12 protein-coding genes and 1 tRNA gene are annotated in these 20,915 nt (G+C 55.3%); 7 read left to right on the plus strand and 6 right to left on the minus strand.

Annotated elements, in window-relative coordinates; all coding sequences use genetic code 11:
- Window positions 1–214: 214 nt before the first annotated feature.
- Window positions 215–297: transfer RNA gene (locus tag R8377_RS00385), tRNA-Leu, on the minus strand.
- Between the two features lie 258 nt (window positions 298–555).
- Window positions 556–1,836 carry a tRNA guanosine(34) transglycosylase Tgt gene (gene tgt / locus R8377_RS00390; RefSeq protein WP_317642998.1) on the minus strand — a complete coding sequence of 427 codons (1,281 nt, stop codon included), beginning with the start codon at window positions 1,834–1,836 and terminating at the stop codon, window positions 556–558.
- 259 nt (window positions 1,837–2,095) lie between these two features.
- Here tgt and R8377_RS00395 point away from each other — a divergent pair, with 259 nt between their 5' ends.
- From R8377_RS00395 to htpX, 6 genes are all read left to right on the plus strand, one after another.
- Window positions 2,096–4,075, plus strand: coding sequence for a S1C family serine protease (locus R8377_RS00395; RefSeq protein ID WP_317642999.1), 1,980 nt, complete (start codon window positions 2,096–2,098; stop codon window positions 4,073–4,075).
- A gap of 346 nt (window positions 4,076–4,421) precedes the next feature.
- Complete coding sequence (locus tag R8377_RS00400) at window positions 4,422–6,467, plus strand: isopeptide-forming domain-containing protein (protein ID WP_317643000.1); 2,046 nt, start codon at window positions 4,422–4,424, stop codon at window positions 6,465–6,467.
- 244 nt (window positions 6,468–6,711) lie between these two features.
- Window positions 6,712–8,949, plus strand: a complete 2,238-nt coding sequence (locus R8377_RS00405) for an isopeptide-forming domain-containing protein (protein ID WP_317643001.1) — start codon at window positions 6,712–6,714, stop codon at window positions 8,947–8,949.
- A gap of 154 nt (window positions 8,950–9,103) precedes the next feature.
- Window positions 9,104–11,146: a heavy metal translocating P-type ATPase gene (locus tag R8377_RS00410; RefSeq protein WP_317643002.1), complete on the plus strand. Its 2,043-nt coding sequence runs from the start codon at window positions 9,104–9,106 to the stop codon at window positions 11,144–11,146.
- Between the two features lie 51 nt (window positions 11,147–11,197).
- A complete protein-coding gene (locus R8377_RS00415; protein ID WP_317643003.1) occupies window positions 11,198–12,667 on the plus strand; it encodes an FAD-dependent oxidoreductase in 1,470 nt (489 codons plus the stop codon).
- Window positions 12,668–12,899: 232 nt separating this feature from the next.
- The gene (gene htpX / locus R8377_RS00420; protein WP_317643004.1) at window positions 12,900–13,826 is read left to right on the plus strand and encodes a zinc metalloprotease HtpX; all 927 of its coding nucleotides are present in this window, start codon (window positions 12,900–12,902) and stop codon (window positions 13,824–13,826) included.
- A 59-nt stretch (window positions 13,827–13,885) separates the two neighbouring features.
- Here the strand turns inward: htpX and nagA are convergent, their stop codons facing one another.
- The 3 genes from nagA to R8377_RS00435 form a co-directional block, all read right to left on the minus strand.
- On the minus strand, window positions 13,886–15,199 hold the full coding sequence (nagA, locus tag R8377_RS00425) for an N-acetylglucosamine-6-phosphate deacetylase (protein ID WP_317643005.1): 1,314 nt from the start codon (window positions 15,197–15,199) through the stop codon (window positions 13,886–13,888).
- A gap of 87 nt (window positions 15,200–15,286) precedes the next feature.
- Window positions 15,287–16,075: a glucosamine-6-phosphate deaminase gene (gene nagB / locus R8377_RS00430; protein WP_317643006.1), complete on the minus strand. Its 789-nt coding sequence runs from the start codon at window positions 16,073–16,075 to the stop codon at window positions 15,287–15,289.
- 71 nt (window positions 16,076–16,146) lie between these two features.
- Window positions 16,147–17,151 carry an ROK family protein gene (locus R8377_RS00435; protein WP_317643007.1) on the minus strand — a complete coding sequence of 335 codons (1,005 nt, stop codon included), beginning with the start codon at window positions 17,149–17,151 and terminating at the stop codon, window positions 16,147–16,149.
- 304 nt (window positions 17,152–17,455) lie between these two features.
- On the opposite strand from R8377_RS00435, the gene R8377_RS00440 reads away from it, so the two are divergent.
- Window positions 17,456–18,580 carry an ROK family transcriptional regulator gene (locus tag R8377_RS00440; RefSeq protein WP_317643008.1) on the plus strand — a complete coding sequence of 375 codons (1,125 nt, stop codon included), beginning with the start codon at window positions 17,456–17,458 and terminating at the stop codon, window positions 18,578–18,580.
- 9 nt (window positions 18,581–18,589) lie between these two features.
- Here the strand turns inward: R8377_RS00440 and R8377_RS00445 are convergent, their stop codons facing one another.
- On the minus strand, window positions 18,590–20,809 hold the full coding sequence (locus R8377_RS00445; protein ID WP_317643009.1) for a copper-translocating P-type ATPase: 2,220 nt from the start codon (window positions 20,807–20,809) through the stop codon (window positions 18,590–18,592).
- Between the last annotated feature and the right edge of the window lie 106 nt (window positions 20,810–20,915).

Below are 20,915 nucleotides of genomic sequence, written 5' to 3' on the forward strand. Positions count from 1 at the left end.
CGTTCTTTGCGACGGGCAACTGTTGGTTTGCGAGTGAGGGCTGTGCTGGGAATCAGCTCATTGTTATGGAATATAACTTAAAATATATGGGTATATGACGAAATTGCGCTGCTGTATAGTCGTTTTGAAAGGAGTGTTAGCAACGCTTGTACGTTATAGAACTCACCCGAGAGTGCACATGTGGTTTAAACGCAAAGAGCTCTAAAGAAAAGAGTGCGAACGGAGGGAGTTGAACCCTCACGAGCATAAGCTCACTGCCACCTGAAGACAGCGCGTCTACCATTCCGCCACGTTCGCAAGCAATCAGCCATTTTACTCTGTTTTCGCGCCCGCTGCAACTTTTGTCGCGCCCGGCCGTGTCGTTCGCTGAGCTCAGTGGCCGAATGTTCGCGTTTGCCCAGCCCGCCGCGCAAAAATGTGCCATTTTTTCATCAAAAATGGCCGAATGTTCGCGATTTCAGATTTTTGCCGCGAACTTTCGGCCACTTTTCCGCTGAGACGGCCAAAAACTCGCACCGTTCTAATTGGGTTGCGAGTTTTCAGCCATTTGTCTTATTAGCCCCTGGATCCATTGGCATAGAAGCGAGCTAGGGTTTCGCGCTTGTACTCGTCGAAGTAACCGCCGTCGATTGAGGCGCGGATTTCGTCGAGGAGGCGCACGAAGAAGTGCTCGTTGTGAATCGTGGCCAGCGTGAAACCGTTGAATTCGTGGGCGTGAAGCAGATGGCAGATGTAAGCGCGCGAGTAGTGCTGGCAGGCGTAGCAGCTGCAGTCCGCCTCGATGGGAGTGTAATCGTGCCTAAACTGGGTGCGCTTAATGTTCCATCGTCCGTCTCGTGTAAACACGGCCCCGTTGCGCCCGCAGCGAGCAGGGGAGACGCAGTCGAAGGTATCACCTCCGTTTTCTACGCCAGCAAAAATGTCGTCGACGGCCGCAATGCCGAGTACATGCCGGGGCCGGGATTCAGGCATTTCGTCGCATATCCAAGCGCAGGTCTGCCCTAGCAGTCGCTTCTCAATAGCGCCGCCGATGCCCACGCCATCAAAGTCAAGCGAGGCGATTTGCCCAGCAGCCCGCCGCCGTAGGTCCTCATAATTGGCCCCCTGTACCACTCCGTAGAGCGCCTGGTAGGGCTTGCCTGCCCGCTCGGCAGTAAGCCGCTGGTGTTCTGCCACGCACCGCTTGGCCCAGCGGAAGGTGCGTTCCACCGAGCGCTCTTGGTAGCCGCGTGTGTTCATCAGCGTAGTCAGCTCGTCGAAGGCAAACATAATATCTGCGCCGATCTTGTGCTGAATGCCCATCGAAATCTCAGCCGAAAAGCGGTGCTCATTGCCGTTGAGCGGCGACTTAAAGGTCACTCCGTCTTCGTCTACAAAAGCTAAGCGTTCCTTACCTTCAGCAATCACATCGTCTGACTTCATGCCGGTCACGTCCATAGCGAGCGTCTTTTTGAAACCGGCACCGAGCGAGAGCACTTGGAATCCGCCCGAATCGGTGAAAGTAGGCCCATCCCAGCCCATAAACTTTCCTAAGCCGCCTGCTTCGTCGAGCACTTCCTCGCCCGGCCGCTCAAAGAGGTGGAAGGCGTTGGAAAGCAGCGCTTGAGCTCCTAAGTCGCGCATCTGCTCAGGCAAGACTGCCTTCATGGCGGCTTGGGTAGCCACGGGAATGAAGGCGGGCGTGCGAATATCGCCGTGTGGCGTGTGAATAATGCCGGTTCGCCCGTACCGCGCCCCGTCTCTGCCCAGCCCTTCGGCAGTTGAGGAGAGACGATTTGTGTTCTCAAAGCTGAATGTGCCGGGGTTGCCAGCTAAAGTTTCGCTACTTGTACTCATAATTCACAACTCTAGCGAAAGCCCGGTAGCAGTGGCGTTTTGGCCTGCGCTGGCAGTGAATTTATGCAAATATGCGGCAAAGTTCATGGTGAGTTCCAGATAACGTTCAGAAAACTTTCAGAATACTTGTTTTTACTGTATACACATAGCAAAGGTGGCGTGAAGCGCGGCCGTTGGCACGTATAATCATCGCAGTGACTCGGTGATGTGCGAGTTGAGGCGCGGCGGCGAGACGCGTGCAAAGCGTGAAGGAGCAGTAATGGCGGACGATAAGAACATTAACCCCTGGAACGGGCAGGGAGGCCAGCAGCCTTGGCAGCCCAATCAGGCGAGCGGCGATTCCAACAATGCATCGCAGCAGGAGTCGGGCCACGAAGACAGCCACGATTCGGAGCATTCGCTGCACTCGCAGCCCTCCGGCACTGTCGGCGAGCAAACTGGCGCAAGCAATGTGAACGGCGATATCAATTCCAGCGAGCAAGGTGGTGAGAGTGCACACATGGCACCCACTACTTCCGCAGATTCGCCTGAATCGGCAGCAACTTTGCCCGCGAGCTCAACTCCCACGCCCGCTGATTCGCATGCCCCCTACCAGCCGGCCCCCCTCTTCGGAGCTTATGCGCCAACTACGCAGATGAATAATGGAAACCCTGCCCAGGGCGAGCAGCCTACGCAGCCCATTCAGCCAGTAGACGGGCAAGGCAGCGCAAACGGCAATGGCAATGGCGGCGGCTTCATCTTCGGCGCTCCCGCAAGCGACAATTCCAGCGAGCAGGGCAATAACGCGAGCCGTCAATCCCCGCTTTTTGGCGTATTTTCGCGCCCGCAGGGTCAGCAAAATCAGCCCGGCCAGCCTCAGCAGCCAGCTCCGGCAGGTGGCCCCGGCATTCCCGGTTCTTTCCCTCCGGCCGGCGGTCAGCCTGGTCAGCAGCCTCAGCCTGGTCAGCCCTACCCTGCTCAGGGCGTCAGCAACCAGCAGTCTCGCACTGTTTGGACCGCAGTCATTGCCGCTGTGCTTTCCGCAGCGCTTATGCTCGGTCTCGGTTGGGCAGCTATTTCGAACGGTTGGATTACGGTTCCCTCTTCCTCGTCGCTGAGTTCGGTTAATTCCAATAATTCCGGCTCTGGCTCGGCCAAGGTTGAGGCGGGCCAAGCTCCCGATTGGCAGGCCGTGGCTAAGAAGGTATCGGAATCCGTGGTCTCAATCCAGGTGCAGGTCAAAGATGGTGTGGGCGCAGGTTCCGGTGCTATCGTCGACAACCAAGGCCATGTCATCACCAACAACCACGTGGTTTCCGGCGCTGAAAAGATTCAGGTCACCCTCTCCAACGGTCAGCTATATACGGCCACCGTTGTAGGCGCTGATTCGACCGCCGATTTGGCAGTGATTAAGCTCGAAGATTCCGCCAAAGACCTCAAGCCAGTTGAATTTGCTGATTCCGACAAGTTGGCAGTCGGCGAAGGCGTTATGGCTATTGGCAACCCGCTGGGCTACGAAAACACAGCTACTACTGGCATCATCTCCGCTCTGAACCGCCCCGTTTCGGTTATGGACGAGTCCGGCAGCAACCCAGTGGTAACCAACGCCATCCAGCTTGACGCCGCCATTAACCAAGGCAATTCGGGCGGCCCCACCTTTAACGCTGCTGGTCAGGTCGTAGGCATCAATTCCTCGATTGCTTCCACCACCAACAGCAAGGCTCAGGCAGGCTCTATCGGTATCGGTTTCGCCATTCCCTCCAATTTGGTTAAGCGTATCGGCGACGAAATCATCAAGGATGGCAAGGTCAAGCACGTGGCCCTAGGCATCACGATTCAGTCCGGCAATGCTGAGGCAGACGGTGTCACTCGCGGTGGTGCCAAGGTAGTCAAGGTAAATTCCGGCGGCCCGGCAGACAAGGCCGGTATTAAGGCCAACGACACTATCGTAGCTTTCAACGATCAGGCAGTCAGCAACAACTACTCGCTGCTAGGCTTCGTACGCGCTGCCCAGTTTGGCTCGAATGCTAAGATTACGGTGGTTCGCGATGGCAAGGCTCTGGATTTGAACGTCACGATGGACCAAGAAGAGCAGGCAGTGACCGCTACTCCGAAGTCCGATCCGAATGGCCGCAGTAAGAAGAAGTCCGACGGTAATTCCGACGGCGATTCGAATGGTGACTCCAACGGCAATGGTAATAATAATGGTAACGACGGCGATGGCTTCTTCGACCCGTTCGATTACTTCTTCGGCCAGTGATAATCACAGCTTCCGGCGCTAGCACTTGCTAGTTCGGCTGGTCAGCTGGTGAATCAAAAGGGGCGGTGCATGGGCGTAATAGCTCGCGCACCGCCCCTTTTACGTCCACGACAGACGAAATTACTAGCGTTTGCGTTGGGCGTCGCCTCGCTTTCTTCCTATATATCGCTTGTATTGGTGAATGCTCAACACTATCTAGCCCATACATAGCGGCGAACGAGTGGTGAAGGCTTGGCGCTCTTACCCGCTGTGCTATCGGCGAATGCTAGTGTTGCCATAGGCGTGAGTATGGGGTCCTTGCGCTAGTGATGCTGCTGTCATGGGCATGGAAAGGGATGGTTTGGGGATGAGCATCTGGTCTACTGTTGGGAAGTCGAGTCGCCGTGGTCGCAGTGCCGGGCTGCCCCGCGAGGTCTGCCGCGCAGCTGCACTGCTATTCGCAATCTTGTTGGCTCTGTCCACTTTGATTGCTCCTTGCGTGGCTTTTGCCACCAATCCCTACGATAATTCCGACGACTTCGTGGCAGACGGCTCAACAGGCCCCAAACCCGCAGTCACACTCACCATCACTAAACTGCTTACAACTCACCCCGGCAAGGCCGCGACCGGCTCTCGCAAAGACATACAAACTTCCGAGCCTCTAGGCGTGGGTGTGAGCTTCACTCTGCAAGAGGTAAAGCCCGCGGGTTCGGCCCAGCCTGACACTATGAAACCGGGCACGCCCAGCACTTACGAGCTGGTCAAAGATGCCGCCGGCGTTCCCATAGTTTATAAGGGCGTTACTAACAATGTGGGGCAGATTACCTGCGGCTCTGATGCGGCGTACGGCATCTGGAAACGCACCGATTCGGTTGGTAATCCCACTACGGCGGTCGGCGCTTTTCCCGATGGCGAGCACTACTATTTGCTTACTGAGACTGATTCTCCCTACGCGGCCCCGGGTTCTACCGGTCAAGCCAGTTATGAGCGATCTGAGCCCAGCATTTTCGACTTGCCTCACCGAGCGTCTTACAAAGATAGTAATGACAAAACGGTCAACGGTCTTGTCTATAAGGTCAGTATTTTCCTAAAAAACGTTGCCGCTGATAGCAAGGGCGATTTGACTAAGCGCGCAGTGTCCATTAATGGCAATGCGGATGCCCCGCAGGTGGTCAAAGTTGGCGATATCATCACCTACGCCATCGAACAAAAGCTTTACGTCGATCCCACTCCAATCCCCGCCGACAGCAAGCTTGACCTCGCCGAGATTGCAAACCTCCGTGCATCTGGAGACAGCACCAACCCCTACTTCACCTTCGCTGACCAGCTTCCCTCAGTGTTGAGCCTGAGCTCCGGCCCCTCGCTCGAATTGCTCTGGGATCAAGACGGTATACCTCAGTCCATGCTTTTGACTGGCCCGCCAGCCCGATCCGGTGTCTCCTGCGGCAGCACAACTTCGTCTGGCATCACTTCTGTATCATGCTCCTTAAGCGCGACAGACGATGTAATCGATACGCTCAACCATCATCCCGCATCCAGTCAGGTATCGAATGTGCGGCTCCGGCTTCAATTGAGCGCTCAACTTACCACAGCGAGCAGTAATGCAGCCAGTGCGCAAGGCAGACTGGTCAATGAGGCTCACACCAATTTTCGCGACCTTCCGAGCGGTTCCTTCTTGGGGCAAGATTTCACTGCCCAGTCTCGCTTGTTATCAGCAGGATTCCAGTTTGTAGTCACGGATTTGAGCGGTTCCACTGGTCTGCCCGGTGCCAAATTCCGACTGACGGAGCCCGGTAATCCTGATAATTATTTGTGCGCTGACGGCAAATTTTATAAGGAGAGCGAGGCGGCTGGCGCAGGCATCCAAATTATTGAGGCCGTTTCAAATACCGATGGTGTCGTAACTTTCGTGGGCCTGCCGCTCTTCGATTCCGGTGCTCCAGCAGTGGCCTCTGCTGCCAATAATCGCTTAAGGTTTGAGCTAGTTGAATCGCACCCGCCTCTGGTCGGCTCTACCCAGTATGAGGGCCCTACTGTTCCTTTTGGCATGGTAGATTTTAGTGCTTTTGCTGGCGAAAAGTTGAGCAAACTGCAGGTGAGTAAGACCATTAATAAGTCGGGTTTGACCCAGCAGGGCAGCTTCTCCTTTGGTCGATTCGCCGCTAATATTGCCAATCCCTCGCCGCATAAAGATACAGACGGAAATTCCATTACGCTGGGAGTAATCAACTGGGCCCCGGAAAAGGGCGAGATACAGCCAGTTGGCACGGTGAATGCCATACCGCTCACTGGTGGCCGGGGCGTAGCCATCTTCTTGATAGCGGGATTGCTTCTTATGGTTGCGTCCTATGGGATGAAGCACATACATACTCCGCGGATGCAACAGGTGCGGCATCGGCGTTCGAGCAAATAACGCACCTATCGAAACGGTGCAAGCATTTGTTTAGTTGGTGTGTGTAAGCGTCGCGAACTTACATCTTTGGTATTTGGAACTATGGTCGAGGCCTGCTAAAGTAATCAATAGAGTGTCGGCACTAGTGTGCCCTGCCAGCTGCGCAGGGTTGCAGGGGATTCTAGTGGTGGCCCTGAGAAAGCGTTGGGGAAACTTCCGACCGGGGAGTTGGAAGTGTACGAGGTATTGGTAAGAAGGGTGTGTTATGCACGAGCATTCACAACAGCTTTGGCAGAAGAGTAGAGCCAAAGTAGTAGGGCTCCTGAGCTTGGTTCTTGCGACCATTATGGTTCTGGCCGTCTTGCCGGCTGCCCACGCAGACACCATTACTTACACCTACGACACGGTCGACCAGTTCATTGCTGGTACCAGTGCTACCCAAAACGGCAAGCTGACTGTAACCAAGCTGCTTACCAAGCAGGGCGGCGTTAAAGCTACCGGTGCTGATAAAGACAAGAACTCTGCACCTTCGGGAGAGCCCGGCGTTGGCGTTCCTTTCCAGCTCACTAGGGTCGAGCCCAAACCTGGTGTAACTGCTGGTGGCATGAAGCCCAATGAGGAAGCTACTACCTTCAACAGGGTGTCTCCGGTTTACCGCGGTACCACTGATGCCACGGGTACTATTAAAAACGGTACTGGTACGGGCATTGGTTTCTGGCAGAATGTCACCGCTGGCGGTGCTGCTGTGCCTAACTTCCCCAAAGATAACGGCGCTGGTGTTGCTTACTATTACCTTCTAGAAGAGCTCACAACAGGCAATCCTTACTTGGGTCATGATAATTCTGAAACTGATATCAACTACTCGATAGCCGAGAAGTCTATCTTCGACATTCCTTACCGAGCAACCAACACAAAGACCACTAAGGATGGCGCGGGCAATGTGGTGGGCACTCCGACCACTGAAGATGGCTTCGTCTACAACCTGCACGTATACCCCAAGAATGTGCTTGAGTCTAAGCTCAGTAAAAAAGTTGTTAAGGTCACTAACTTTGATGGGAGCGTAACTCGACCAGGTAAAGTTGCTCAAATTGGAGACAAGATAACTTGGGAGATTACTCAGAAACTGTATGACGGCAATCTAGGCAGCAGTTTGAACGGCGATGGCAAATTAGATTTGGGCGAAATTCGTGGAGCTGCCGCCAACGTTGATGTTTTAAAGATTGCTGATAGGCAGCCCATGGCTCAAGACGGCCAGACGGGCGTCAAGGTAAAACTCAACTGGACAGATAATGGTCAGCCTGCTAGTCAAGATTTGGATGACAGAGCGAGTAATCCCGCTGGCAGCTATACCGTTGATACCCTTGAGGGCAACCTTGGCCGTAACACATACGGTAGCGCAACAGGCGATTTGCTGCCCGCTTCCGGAGATACTGCAGATACCAACCACGACTTTACTAGCTGGGGCAAGGTATACACCTTTAGAAACTATTCAATAGCTGAAAGCATAGGAACTCTGGCTGGTCGCTACCAACCTGGACATACCTACACGGATATTTTCTTGACTATAACCTATAACACTCAGCTTTTGGACCAGTCAACTACTGGCGTTAAAAGTGCTCACGTTAATTCCGGAGAAGCAGATCCCGCAGGATACTTAACCAATACCGTAGCTTCCGATAATATCGATAACTACTCCAAGGCTCCTGTGCGCTTCAATGTAGCTCTGCCCACACCGGGTTTCCAATTCGCCAAGAGCAACAAGGTCGATGGCAACACAACTCTGGCGGGTGTATCCGGAGCAGTGTTCCGCATTACCAAGACAGGCACTAAAAACCAGTTCTTATGCGATGACGGCCAGTATCACGTGGACTCAGATATCAAGCCCTCAGGTACTGGCGGCGTTCATGCTTTGGAAGCTCGTTCCAACAAGGACGGCGTAGTCACTTTTATTGGCTTACCAATAATTGATTCCTCTACCAATGCCGTGTATGCGAATACTGCCCAGAATATTGATAAGCTTCAATTTGGTATTCTCGAGTACACTCGGCCAGTGTATGACAATCCGAATTATGACCCAGGTCAGCCGGTAGATCCTGTCAACAATCCCGAGAAACTGACCTACGAGGGACCGTCGGATTCCTTCGAGACGATTAGTTTCATTTCCTACGCTGGAAAGACCCGGAGTGAATTGGAAGCAGCCGGTCAAGGAATTGCCGGTGATGTCAGCGGCCTTAATTTCAAGGATTATAAGACTCCCAACATTCCTACGAACGGCACGAACCCCTTCAAAAACGCTAAAGGCGAGGAAATTAGGCTCGCGCTGGTGAACTGGCGTAAGGACCAGAAGGATCCTGCAATTGTGGGTGCTCTGCCCTTAACCGGTGGCCGAGGTATTATGTGGATGCTGGTAGCTGGCGTAAGCATTATGTTTGCTGGACTCGTCTACACCTACCGGAGTAATTCTCGGAATGAATACTCCCGACCGGCACACGCGGCTAAATAACTCCATGTATGAGCTGAAGAGAGCCGAACAGTTAAAACTGTTCGGCTCTCTTCATTTTTGCGTTCGTAGAGACCTTCTATGCTTAGACCTAAGAGCATTTCGCAAATGCGCAAATAGGAGTAAGATGGAACTTTTAGCATGTTGAGGAGGAAGCGTGAAAGAAGTACTAGCCTTCGCCAAGCGAGTGCCCCTACTGCTCATTACCATCCTGTGTGGTCTAGCTATGGGATTGCTCTGGAGTTCACACCAGCCCATTGCCCGCTGGATTGCCACTATCCTAGTGGCTGTCACCCTAGTAGACACCTTGCGCGGCATGATAGACGACGTGCGCCAAGGCCATGTGGGAGTCGACATCTTGGCTGTCGTGGCCATTCTCTCCACCCTTGCTGTGAAAGAATACTGGGCCGCCTGGGCCGTGGTGCTCATGGTTTACTCTGGTGCCGCTATTGAGGAATACGCCCAGTCCAGAGCCTCTTCCAACCTTACGGCCCTCGTCTCAGCTGCTCCGCAAACAGCTCACATAGTGGCAGGTGCTCGAGGCAGTGCCTCCCGGCTGGCTAACAATGGTGGTAATCTCCAAGGTGCCAGCTGGTCCACAGACACCGTCGACCAAGTCCAGTTGGGTGACGTATTAGTTGTAAAACCGGGCGAAACCGTGCCAGTAGACGGCGAGCTTATCTCGCCCTCAGCCACCCTAGACCTCTCTAACATCAACGGAGAACCAGTGCCCCGGCAGGTATTCACCTCCGCCCGGCTGATGTCGGGTTCGGTCAACGGTTCCGACACTTTCCTTATGGAAGCCACACAGATTTCGCGCGACTCGCAATATCAGCGCATCTTGGAGTTGGTACGCTCAGCCCAAAGCTCTAGGGCTGCAGTAGTACGCACTGCCGACTTGCTCGCAGTACCCTTCACTGTACTAGCCTTCATCATTGCTGGCGTTGCATGGATTATCTCAGGTGTACCGACCCGCTTTGCCCAAGTGCTTGTACTTGCTACTCCCTGCCCCCTGCTCATCGCAGCCCCTGTCGCTTACATGGCAGGCTCAGGACGCTTGGCTAAGGCCGGAATTCTGATTAAAACTCAAGACGTTATTGAAAACTTGGGACGTGTATCACATATCTTCTTCGATAAAACAGGCACTCTCACGGTCAAACGCCCTCGCGTGACTCACGTAGACAAGCCAGAAGATTCCGAGCAGGGTGGGCTAGATTTGAGCGAGCAGCAGATTTTAGCAATGGCCGGAGCGGTGGAATCTTACTCAGTCCACATTCTCTCCAACGGTATCTCAGCAGCTGGTAACCAAGCTCAACAGCAGTTGCAAGAGGCATCCGCCGACAAGTCAGAAAACTCAAGTCTGTCCACACTAAGTGGGCCTATTGGTTTCCGCGCTGAGGGAGTTTCCGAGGATTCCGGTCAGGGTGTGCGAGGCAGCGTCAATGGACAACGAGTGCGCGTCGGACGCCTGGACTATGTTCTCGAAGGCAGCAGCAAAGACAAGCAGCTCTCCAACCCATTCGTTCAGTTGGCGCCCGACGAAATGGCCGCGTACGTGTCTATCGACGGCCGCCTAGCCGCGCGAATCGTCATGAAAGATGTCCCCCGAGATGATGCCACTCAAACAGTGCAGAAGTTGCGGGAGATGGGCATAGACCGCCTTTCCATGCTCACTGGAGACAAGATGGACTCAGCGAGCATTATCGCCGAGCAAGTAGGCATCCAAGATGTGCATGCCGAACTTTTTCCCGAAGACAAGGCAAACATTATCAAGCAGTCCTCCAAACTCAACCCTAATAAGCAACCTAAGTGGGATCAGTGGATTTCTAAGTTCGTTGGAGAATCCATCACAAAGTCAGTGACCATGATGGTAGGCGACGGCGTAAACGATGCTCCCGTGCTCGCCGCTGCAGACGTAGGCATGGCCATTACCGACGGTACTACTACTGCCGCTTCGGAATCGGCCCAAGCGGTGATTATGAACGACGACATTGCCAGCGTTCCTCACGCCATTGCCATCGCCCGCCGCACTAAGCGCGTCATGCTCCAATCTGTAGTGCTCGGCCTGAGCCTAGCTACTGTCGGTATGATTGCCGCTGCCTTCAACCTCATCCCAGTAGTTGTAGGTGCCTTCGCGCAAGAAGCCATCGACGTAATCTCCATCCTCTGGGCCCTAACCGCCCTCCTTAACCGCGACTAAACGGTCAACTGAGGGTTTTGGCGAGGCAGGTATTGCGATAGGCTGGTAGGTATGAGTGAATCTATGAATGTGAACGAAAGCCAAGCGCAAAGCCGTCTCAAGGTGGCCGTTATCGGGGCGGGGCCTGCAGGAGTATATGCCTCTGATATTTTGCTCCGGCAGCTGGCCGAGCAGGGCGAAGAGCTGGGGCTGGGCACGGACGCACGCATAGATATTTTCGAGAAGTTGCCCGTGCCTTTTGGCCTGGTTCGCTACGGGGTTGCGCCCGACCATCCCAGTATTAAATATATTGCCGGGGCCCTTGAAAAAACGCTCTCTAACCCAGATTTGCACCTGTACGCGGATGTGGAATTCGGGAAAGATATTAGCTTAGAGGAACTGGAAGAGCGCTATGATGTGGTGCTCTTTGCTACCGGTGCGACCGACGATCGCCCGCTGGAGATAGAAGGCCACGGGCTCGATGGAGTGTATGGCGCTGCTCATTTTGTGGAGTGGTACGACGGCTACCCAACTGCCCCTTTGCAATGGCCGCTTGAGGCTCGCCAGGTTGCAGTTATCGGCGGCGGCAACGTAGCTATGGACGTGGCACGCTTGCTGATGCGTCAAGCTAATGACCTTCTGCCTACCGATGTACCTGACAACGTGTACGAGGGCATCGCTGCCAACCCCGCCCGGGAGCTGCACATGTTCATTCGCCGAGGTCCGGCCCAAGCTAAGTTTGCTGTTCAAGAGCTGCGTGAGCTGGAGAAGCTGCCAGGTGTGCAAATTATCATTGACCAAGCCGACTTTGAACTCGACGAAGCTACGATTGCCCAGGCCAACGAAGACAAGCTCACTCGGCAAATGTTAGCCGAGCTTTACACGATTCGAGACATGGCTGAGCAGATGGAAGCTCAGGGCGGCACCGACTTTGAGGGCAATCCCGCCGATCGCAAGTACTATATTCACTTCTACCAGATGCCCTCAGCCATCCTTGGCACCGATGGTAAGGTGAGCGGAATTCGGGTGGAGCACACGCGAGTCGATGCCAGCGGCCGCATGAGTGAGACCGGCGAATACAGCGAATACCCGGTGCAGGCCGTCTACCACGCTATCGGTTATAAGCCTGCCGAAGTGAGCAACATCCCCTACGATTTTGGCGCATACACGCTGGCCAACGACCACGGCCGCATCTGCTCGGCCCCGGCCAGCCAAGGCGGAGAGCCCCTGCCGCGCTTGTATGCCACCGGTTGGGCTAAGCGCGGACCAGTAGGGCTGATCGGCTCCACTAAGTCCGACGCGTTGGAAACCGTCTCGAATATGCTTTCCGACTTGGCAGCCAGCAATGCTCACGGCCGTTTGGCACCAGACCGCGCTGAGGACTCCACAGACCGCCTGCTAGAGGCCAAAGGCGTGCGGCCCATCGACTTCGCTGGATGGCTGCGCGTAGACGCTTATGAGCGTGCCGAGGGAGCCAAGGCAGGCCGCGAACACATCAAGGTAGTAGACCCAGACCAACTCCGCCGCCTATCACACAGCTAGCCCGGCGCTCGGCTAAAGCCTGCCAAAACCCTGTGCTCTCAGCGTTTCGGCAGGCTTGTTGTCAAAATGTAAACCTTAAACACTATTTATGTGCAAAATGCAAACTCCTTCACTCCCGTTTTGGTGCAAAATGCAAGATTTTGTGGTTTCGTATCGTTCGGATGACCGCTAGCTTGAGGAGCAAAGGCTCGTCTGCGGGCAGAAATCAGGATTGGCGGCTAGAGTTTTGCCTATGAACGAGAAATTTAAGGTACATGGGCACTTCAACGGTCTCAAGACTACGCTGCTCTTTGCGTTGATGTGGGCCGTCATTATGCTGATTTGGTGGCTCACGGGCGCTCGCTCAGGCACTTTCGGCATCTACATAGCCATCGGACTGATTACTACTTTCTTGTCGTATTGGTTCTCCGACCGTATTGCGATTGCTTCTATGCGTGCGCAGCCGGTCAGTGAGCAGCAGGCTCCGGAGCTCTACCAGATTGTGCGTGAGCTCTCAAGCCGCGCAGGTAAGCCCATGCCCAAGATTTATATAGCACCCACCAATTCGCCTAATGCTTTCGCAACTGGCCGCAACGAACGTCACGCAGCCGTGTGCTGCACCCAGGGCATCTTAAATATGCTCGATGCGCGCGAAATTCGCGGAGTGCTCGGCCACGAGCTCATGCACGTTTACAACCATGACATTCTCACTTCGGCGGTTGCTTCCGCTATGGCGACGGTGATTACTTACTTGGGTTACGGTCTCATGTATTTTGGTGGCGGCAACGATAGTCGCAACAGAGACAGCGGCATTCTAAGTCTCATCGGTGTCTTAGCGAGCTCGATTTTGGTGCCAATAGGTGCTTCGCTCATCCAGATGGCAATTTCTCGCACACGCGAATACGATGCTGACGAAGATGGTTCAAGGCTCACAGGCGATCCGGAAGCGCTAGCCAGTGCTCTAGCCAAGATTACTTCGGGCGCCGAGGCCAATCCCATGCCTCAGACCGCTGGTACCCAGTCTGCCGCCGCGCTCATGATTGCTAATCCCTTCTCGGTTCAAGGCTTCAGCAAGCTCTTCTCCACGCACCCCCCAACCTCTGACCGCATAGCCCGCCTCATGCAAATGTCCCAAGAAATGCGCCTATCCCAATCCCAACAACCCACCCAGATTCACTAGTTCAGATCTGCTGTCGAGCCAATCCCGTCAGATAGCTGGCACATACTTCGGGCGCAGTGCTAGCGGATCTGGCGGCCGGCGCAGATGATCGTTTCGGGGGTCCAAGTGCTGGGGTCTAGTAGCAGTAAGTCGGCGGCGTAGGTGGGGGATATGAGGCCTAGGGGAGCCCCGGTGATAGGGTTCGGGCGGTCTAGGCCTAGGGACCGGGCGGGGGTGACGGTAGCTGCTTCGATGGCTGCGGGCTCGCTCAGGCCGATCGCTTGCACAGCCCGGCGCACGGCTACGTCAAGGGTGAGTGTAGAGCCTGCGATAGCGCCGTTGGAAACCAATCGGGCATGCCCGTCTTCAACGTTTACATCGAGCGAACCTAGCTTGTAAGCCCCATCCGGGCAGCCCGTGGCTTCCATAGCGTCAGTAATGAGGGCAATCCGGTGGGGGAAGAGCTCGAAAGCCAAGCGTACAGCGGGGTTTTGCACGTGGAACCCGTCGTTGATGAGCTCGGCTGTGACGCGCGCATCCTCCATTGCAGCCGGAATGGGTCCCGGATGCCGGTGGTGTATCCCATTCATAGCGTTGAAAATATGTGTCAATATGTGAGCGCCAGCATCAAAAGCTTGGCAGGTCTGCTCATAATCAGCGTCGCAATGCCCTACTGCGGGTACTACTGAGGCGGCACTCAATCGCTCAATTGCTTCCATTCCATGCTCTCGCTCGGGAGCAACCGTCACCTGGCGTATGCAACCATCCGCAGCCTCAAGCAGCTGGTCAAGAGCCGCAGAATCGGGGTTGCGCAAGCATTGCGGGTCGTGGGCTCCCTTGCGAGATAAAGCAATAAAAGGCCCCTCTAAGTGAGCGCCCAGCACGTCTGGCCGGGCCTGCGTGGCCTTACGAACCTCTCGTAGGTTGGCGCTCATTACGTCGAGAGGATTGGTGATAAGGCTCAACACTTGGCGGGTCGTGCCGTGGAGCATGTGCCCAGCGCGGGCCACGCGAATACCTTCTTGGCCGTCGTCGAAGGAGTGCTGCCAAGAGCCGTGAGCATGAATGTCAATGAAGCCAGGCGTTAAGAGCTGGCCTTGGGCGTCGATGTAGCGAGTTCTGTCGGAATCGTGCGCAATAGGTGCGCCGGGAGTGGAGGTACCTTCGCGGGCCTGAGTTGGTAGGGCCGGCAAGCCTAAGCCCCTGAGTGTTGCGGCAAGGGCTTCTTTGCCCTGACCAGTAGCGGTAATCGTTGTACCGGTGGTTATGACCCAAGCTTGGTCTACACTTCCGCGCGCGTCAATGCGGCGGGCATTGTATATAACGAATGAACGGGCTGGCTCGTGCAGTGCCGTTTCAACCTCGTAAGCCTGCTTTTCAAACGCTGCTGCCATATCGGCCTCCCTGTCCTTATTTGTTCGCCCATCGATGTGCGCGCCCACATTGAGGGCGCGCACAGGTTGTGTGAGTGAAGCTCGCGCTTAGATGCCCTGCCAAGCTGGCTTGTTGTCGTATGCCCACTTGTAGTAGTCGCGGTTCTGCAAGCGAGCGGCGGCTGCTTCGTCAACGATGACCGTCGCATGTGGATGGAGCTGAAGGGCCGATGCCGGGCAGAAGGAGGAGATGCCGCCCTCAACCGTCGCGGCAACCGCTTCGGCCTTGCCTGCGCCGAAAGCAAGCAGAACTAGTTGGCGAGCTTTCAGAATCGTTCCAATACCTTGCGTAATGCAATGAGTGGGCACCTGGTTGATGTCGTTGTCGAAGAAGCGAGCGTTGTCGACGCGGGTCTGCTCAGTCAGCGTCTTAATGCGGGTGCCCGAGGCCAGCGAGGAGCCGGGCTCGTTGAATCCGATATGTCCGTCGGTGCCAATGCCCAGAATCTGCATGTCAACTCCGCCAGCTGCCTCAATCGCGGCATCGTATTCGCGGCCCGCCGTAGCGATGGTGTCGAGGTTGCCGTTGGGCACGTGCACCAGCTCTGGGTTCAGCCCTAGCGGTTCTACGACGGTGCGGTCGATGGTGGAGCGGTAAGACTGTGGGTGCTTGGGGTCCAATCCGGCGTACTCGTCGAGGGCAAAGCCGCGCACTTGCGAGACATCGATATGGTCAGCTTCTACTTTCGCAGCCAGCGCTTTATATGCGGCTAGCGGGCTGGAGCCGGTTGCCAACCCCAGTATGCAGTTGGGTTTAGCCGCGATGAGCTGGGCGGCGCAGTCTGCGTAAATGCGCCCGGCCTCGTCTTCATTGGAAACGATAATCACTTCTGCCATGTTTACTCCTTATTGTGTGAGTACTGTTGTGCTACTACTTTTTGTGGTTGAAATTGGTTGGTAGGTGCTTTTTATTTACCCGGCAGTGCGCCTGATTTGGCTTGCTGGGCTCCGGCCAAGGCAGCTCCGATAGCTCCGATAGCGCGCTCAGCTGGCACTAAACTTAAGCGCTCGGGTAACTTAAGCGAGTCGATAAAATGACTATTCGCCGCCTGCCGCTCTAGCTCTGTGTTGACCACATTCAGCAGGTCCGGCCCAGTTTTTGTGAGTCCACCACCGATGACGATGGTGTTAGGATCAATGCTGAGCGCCACGATTTGTATGACCGTAGCCACACCTTGTGCAAACATACTCAAGACTTGCTCGGCTTGGAGGTTTCCCTCGCGCGAGCGCCGGATGATGTCTGGCAGTGGCGGATTGGCCTGGGGCCAGAGCCTAGCCAGCGCTGAGCCAGAAGCCACGGTCTCTAAGCAGCCTTGCTGACCGCATTTACAAGCGAATCTGTGGAGTTCGACGGGTATGTGCCCTATTTCTCCTATGGCTCCGCTGGCCCCGTGGTCAATGTGTCCTTGGCGGATAATGCCCGCCGCTAAGCCGGTTCCTAGGTTGATAAAGACCATTGTGGGAACCTTTGAATCAGCGTACGCGCCAAGAGCTGCGGCGTTTACGTCGTTTTCGATGCCTACGGGCATGCCTAGTTCGCGACTGAGCTCGGTGCCTAGTTCCACCTTGCGAATATGCAAATTCACCGCATCCCAGACCGTTCCGCTAACACTGTCCACTCGTCCTGGAATGCCAATGCCTAGGCTGCTGGCCTCCTGCGAATACTCGCTTCCAGCCTGCGCTTGAAGTTCGCGTACGCTCTGGGCCAAGTCTTCGATTACCTGTTCATTGCCAGGGCGCGAGGGTTTGCGCGTACTTGCCACTGTGTGGCCAGCAGCGTCTATAGCAACGCCCTCAATTTTGGTGCCGCCTATATCGAGGCCAATACGCAACCCCCCGACCCTCTGCTCAACCGGGCTCTTGCCTGCTGATTGTTTGCGCTCTTGTTTTCGTGCGCTATCTTGTGTGGTCATGGTGGATTCAGCCAGCTTTAGCGGTATACAGGATTGGAGTCGGGTTTGATGCTTCCATCATCGGATTCCTTCCTCTACGGTGAGTTCTTATAGCGGTGTGTACGTCCTGCCGCTCTTGTTACTAAGTCTACTAATAGAATACCACCTATTTGTAAAGATAGTATACATATATGATTTGGTTTGAGAAAAATCGATATTGAAAATCTATCGGTATAGTTGCTAAGTGTTCTCGTAGCTGGGGATTGCTGTAGAATAACTTGTAAGCGCGCAGCCGATGTGGCAGAGCGGTATGGAGTGGATACGGATGCCTACTATGACCAGTAATGTTAAGAGTCTTTCTAAAGCTCTACCGGAGTCGGTACGTCGTCACAACAGGGCCGTGTTATTACACTTGCTTTATCCTGATCTTGCGCTTACAAGAGCCGATTTGGCGCGGGCTTCTGGCCTTACGCGCGTGGCCGTTTCCGATATTGTCGCCGATTTAGTGGCACAGGGACTTTTGCAAGAGCGAGGCCCGAGTGCGTCTGCCGGTCCAGGCAAGCGCGGCCAGTTGCTCGCTATCAATCCCAGCAGTCGCAGCATAGTCACCTTAGACCTTTCCGCACCTTACATTTTTCGCGGTGCAGTAATGAATTTGTTGGGGCAAGTGACAGCTCGGCGCGAGATTCCGCTGGGCACAGCCCATACGCAAGAGGCTCAGCTTGAACTTGTAGGCCAATTGTGCGAAGAACTTATGGCGGCCGCGCAAGCACCGATTTTGGGAGTGGGCGTGGCCAGTCCAGGCATTGTCAACGCCGAGGGCGTGGTAGACGACACTGCGAATTTTGGCTGGACCCATGTTGATTTCCGTCGTTTCCTTTCTAATCGGGCCGGTTTGGAACCTGCTCTCATCTCGGTCGAAAACGATGCCAATAGTGAAGTTTTGGCCGAGCAACAGTATGGATCGGGTGGCTCGAACCTGCTGCTCGTCCACATGGCTCAAGGCTTGGGTGCGGGGCTATTAGTAGGAGGCGAGCTGGTTCGAGGTCGCAACCGGGCTGCCGGTGAGATTGGCCAAGTCAAGGTTGAGTCCGGAGGCCAGCGGCGTTTGGAATCGTGTATTTCGGTGCCTTTGTTGGCAGCACAAATGGAAAAGGAACCTGGACGCGCGCAGGCAATACTGACGCAAGCTGGGCGCCTATTGGGCTCTGCGCTCTCGATGCCGGTGGGTTTGCTTGACCTGTCGCAAGTTGCTATTTTGGGGCAGGCTCAAGTGGTCAATCAGACCTTCATCTCGGCCGTCGAGGAAGCACTCAACGAAGCTGTTTCCGCTGATTTTCGTCGCCGCGTAATGGTTTTGCGATCGAGCTTAGGCGAAGACGCAGCCCTGCTCGGTGCCTGCGCCACCGTAGTGCGCACCCAGCTCTACTCCGGTGAAATTCGCGAATAGATGGACCGTTTACCGCAGACTTTCAGCGTTGATGGCGACCACGATGGTGCTCAATCCCATCAGGAGCGCTCCCACTGCGGGGTTTAAGATTATGCCGATTGGGGCCAGTAGGCCCGCCGCCAGCGGAATCGCAACTATGTTGTAACCGGCGCCAAACCACAAGTTTTCTACCATTTTCCGGGTGGTTCGCTTCGCTAGGTGGAGGTAGTCAATGATGTTGGTGGGATCGGAGCGCACGAGCACCACGTCGGCGGAGTCAATGGCTACGTCCGTGCCCGCACCAATGGCAATGCCGATATTAGCCTGCACTAAGCTGGGAGCGTCGTTGATGCCATCGCCCACCATCGCCAGCACATGCCCGTCAGCCTGGTAGCTGCGCACGATTTCCTGCTTTTCTTCGGGCCTGAGCTCAGCATGCACGTCTTCCTGCTCAATGCCTATCTGCCGGGCCACGGCCAAAGCTACGCTCTTGCTATCGCCGGTCACCATCGCCGGCCGGATGCCTTGGGCTTTGAGCTCTGCAACTAGCTGAGCCGACGACGCTTTCACCTGGTCGCCCTGAGCCACAAATCCAAGCAAGCGCTCGCCCTCCAAAAGGTAGCTCACGGTTTGACCAGAAGTGCTGAGCTCTTTCATCGTTTCTTGGCCTTCCTCGCTCGGCGCACTCATGTGGTGGTCGCGCAAGTAGGCGGGGTTCACAATCAGCAGTTCGCGCCCGTCTACAAGTCCGCTCAGCCCAGTTCCTGCAATGCTTTTTACTTGGGTGGCCGAGGGAATCGAAACATGTAAGCTCTTGGCTTTTTCAACTATGCCAGCGGCTAGCGGGTGGGAAGAATCCTGCTCCAACGCCGCAAAGAGCCCTATAAGGTCAGTGTCGCTCAGCTGTGAATCAAGCGAACAGTAGCTGCTGACTGCAAAATTGCCCTGCGTGAGCGTGCCGGTCTTATCAAGCAAAACCACATCGAGTTTTCGCGCCGTTTCTAAGGCTTGCCGCTTGCGAATAAGCAGGCCGTGCTGGGCACCGATTGAGGTGGATCGGGCCGTCACGAGCGGAATGGCTAATCCAAGCGCGTGCGGGCAGGCGATAACGAGCACAGTCACCGCTATCGAGAGTGCAAAATTAAAGCTGGAGCCGGTGATCAGCCAGCCCGCGCAGGCCACGATAGAGATGGCCAGCGCCACGTAAAAGAGCCAGCCCGCCACCCGGTCCGCCAAGCTCTCCGCTTGCGATTTCTCGCTTTGTGCTGAGCTCACCATGTTCATTACTTGCGCCAGGTAGCCGCTGCGGCCGGTGGCACTTACGGTGAGTGTAAGGGTGCCACTGCCGTTGGTTGAGCCCCCGATTACCTTGCTGCCCGCGCCCTTGCGCACCGATTTCGATTCGCCAGTCACCAAGCTTTCGTTCACGTCACTATCTCCTTGGGAGACGCTGCCGTCTGCGGGAATTTTCTCGCCCACAAATACGCGCACTTGTTGGCCCGCGCGCAACTGAGCGAGCGGCAAATCATGCGTATGGCCTTGCTCGTCGACTACATGCGCGGAGCTGGGCAGGAGGGAAGCTATCTTTTGCAAGGCATTACCGGCCCCCATAAGAGCGTTCATCTCAATCCAGTGGCCCAGAAGCATAATGTCGATGAGCGTGGCCAATTCCCAGAAGAAACCCATTAAACCGCTGGTCGGGTTTACGAAAGTTCCGTAGATAAACACGTAAAGGCTGTAAAAGTAGGAGGCCGTAATGCCAAGAGCGATGAGGGTCATCATCTCCGGCTTGCGTGCTCGCAGCTCAGCCCCGGCACCTCTTAAAAAGGGCTCGCCTCCGTAGCAATAGAGGAAAGTGGCCGCTGCGAGCGCAATCCAGTCTGAGCCTGGAAAGTGGATTGAGGGCCACCAGCTCATGCCAGCCATCGAAGAGAACAGCAACACGGGAATGGAAACTACCAAGCAAACCCAGAATTTGCGCTTGAGATTGCCCATATGCATCATCTGACCGCCGTGCATCATGCTGTCCGAAGCAGTGCCGCCATTCTTGCCCGGCATCTTCATATTATGGTTGCTTCCCATGCCGCCCATAGCGCCCATACCTTGCATGTGGCTCATATCACCCATGCCGCCCATGCCACCCATATCACCCATATCGCGCATCCCGCTCATGCTGCCCATATCGCCCGTATGGTCTTCACGCCCAGGCTGCCCCATGTTCATGCCCTGCATATCGTCCATTGAATCCATTGCTGCACCCTCCAGTGACAACTGGCGTCGGTTGACGGTTGCCCTCTGTTTCCATGCTAGTTCGCGCGCATCGCTTAAGTAGGCACGCTCACTACCAGCGCAGCGC

Source organism: Bombiscardovia apis (assembly GCF_033095945.1).
Classification (GTDB): domain Bacteria; phylum Actinomycetota; class Actinomycetes; order Actinomycetales; family Bifidobacteriaceae; genus Bombiscardovia; species Bombiscardovia apis.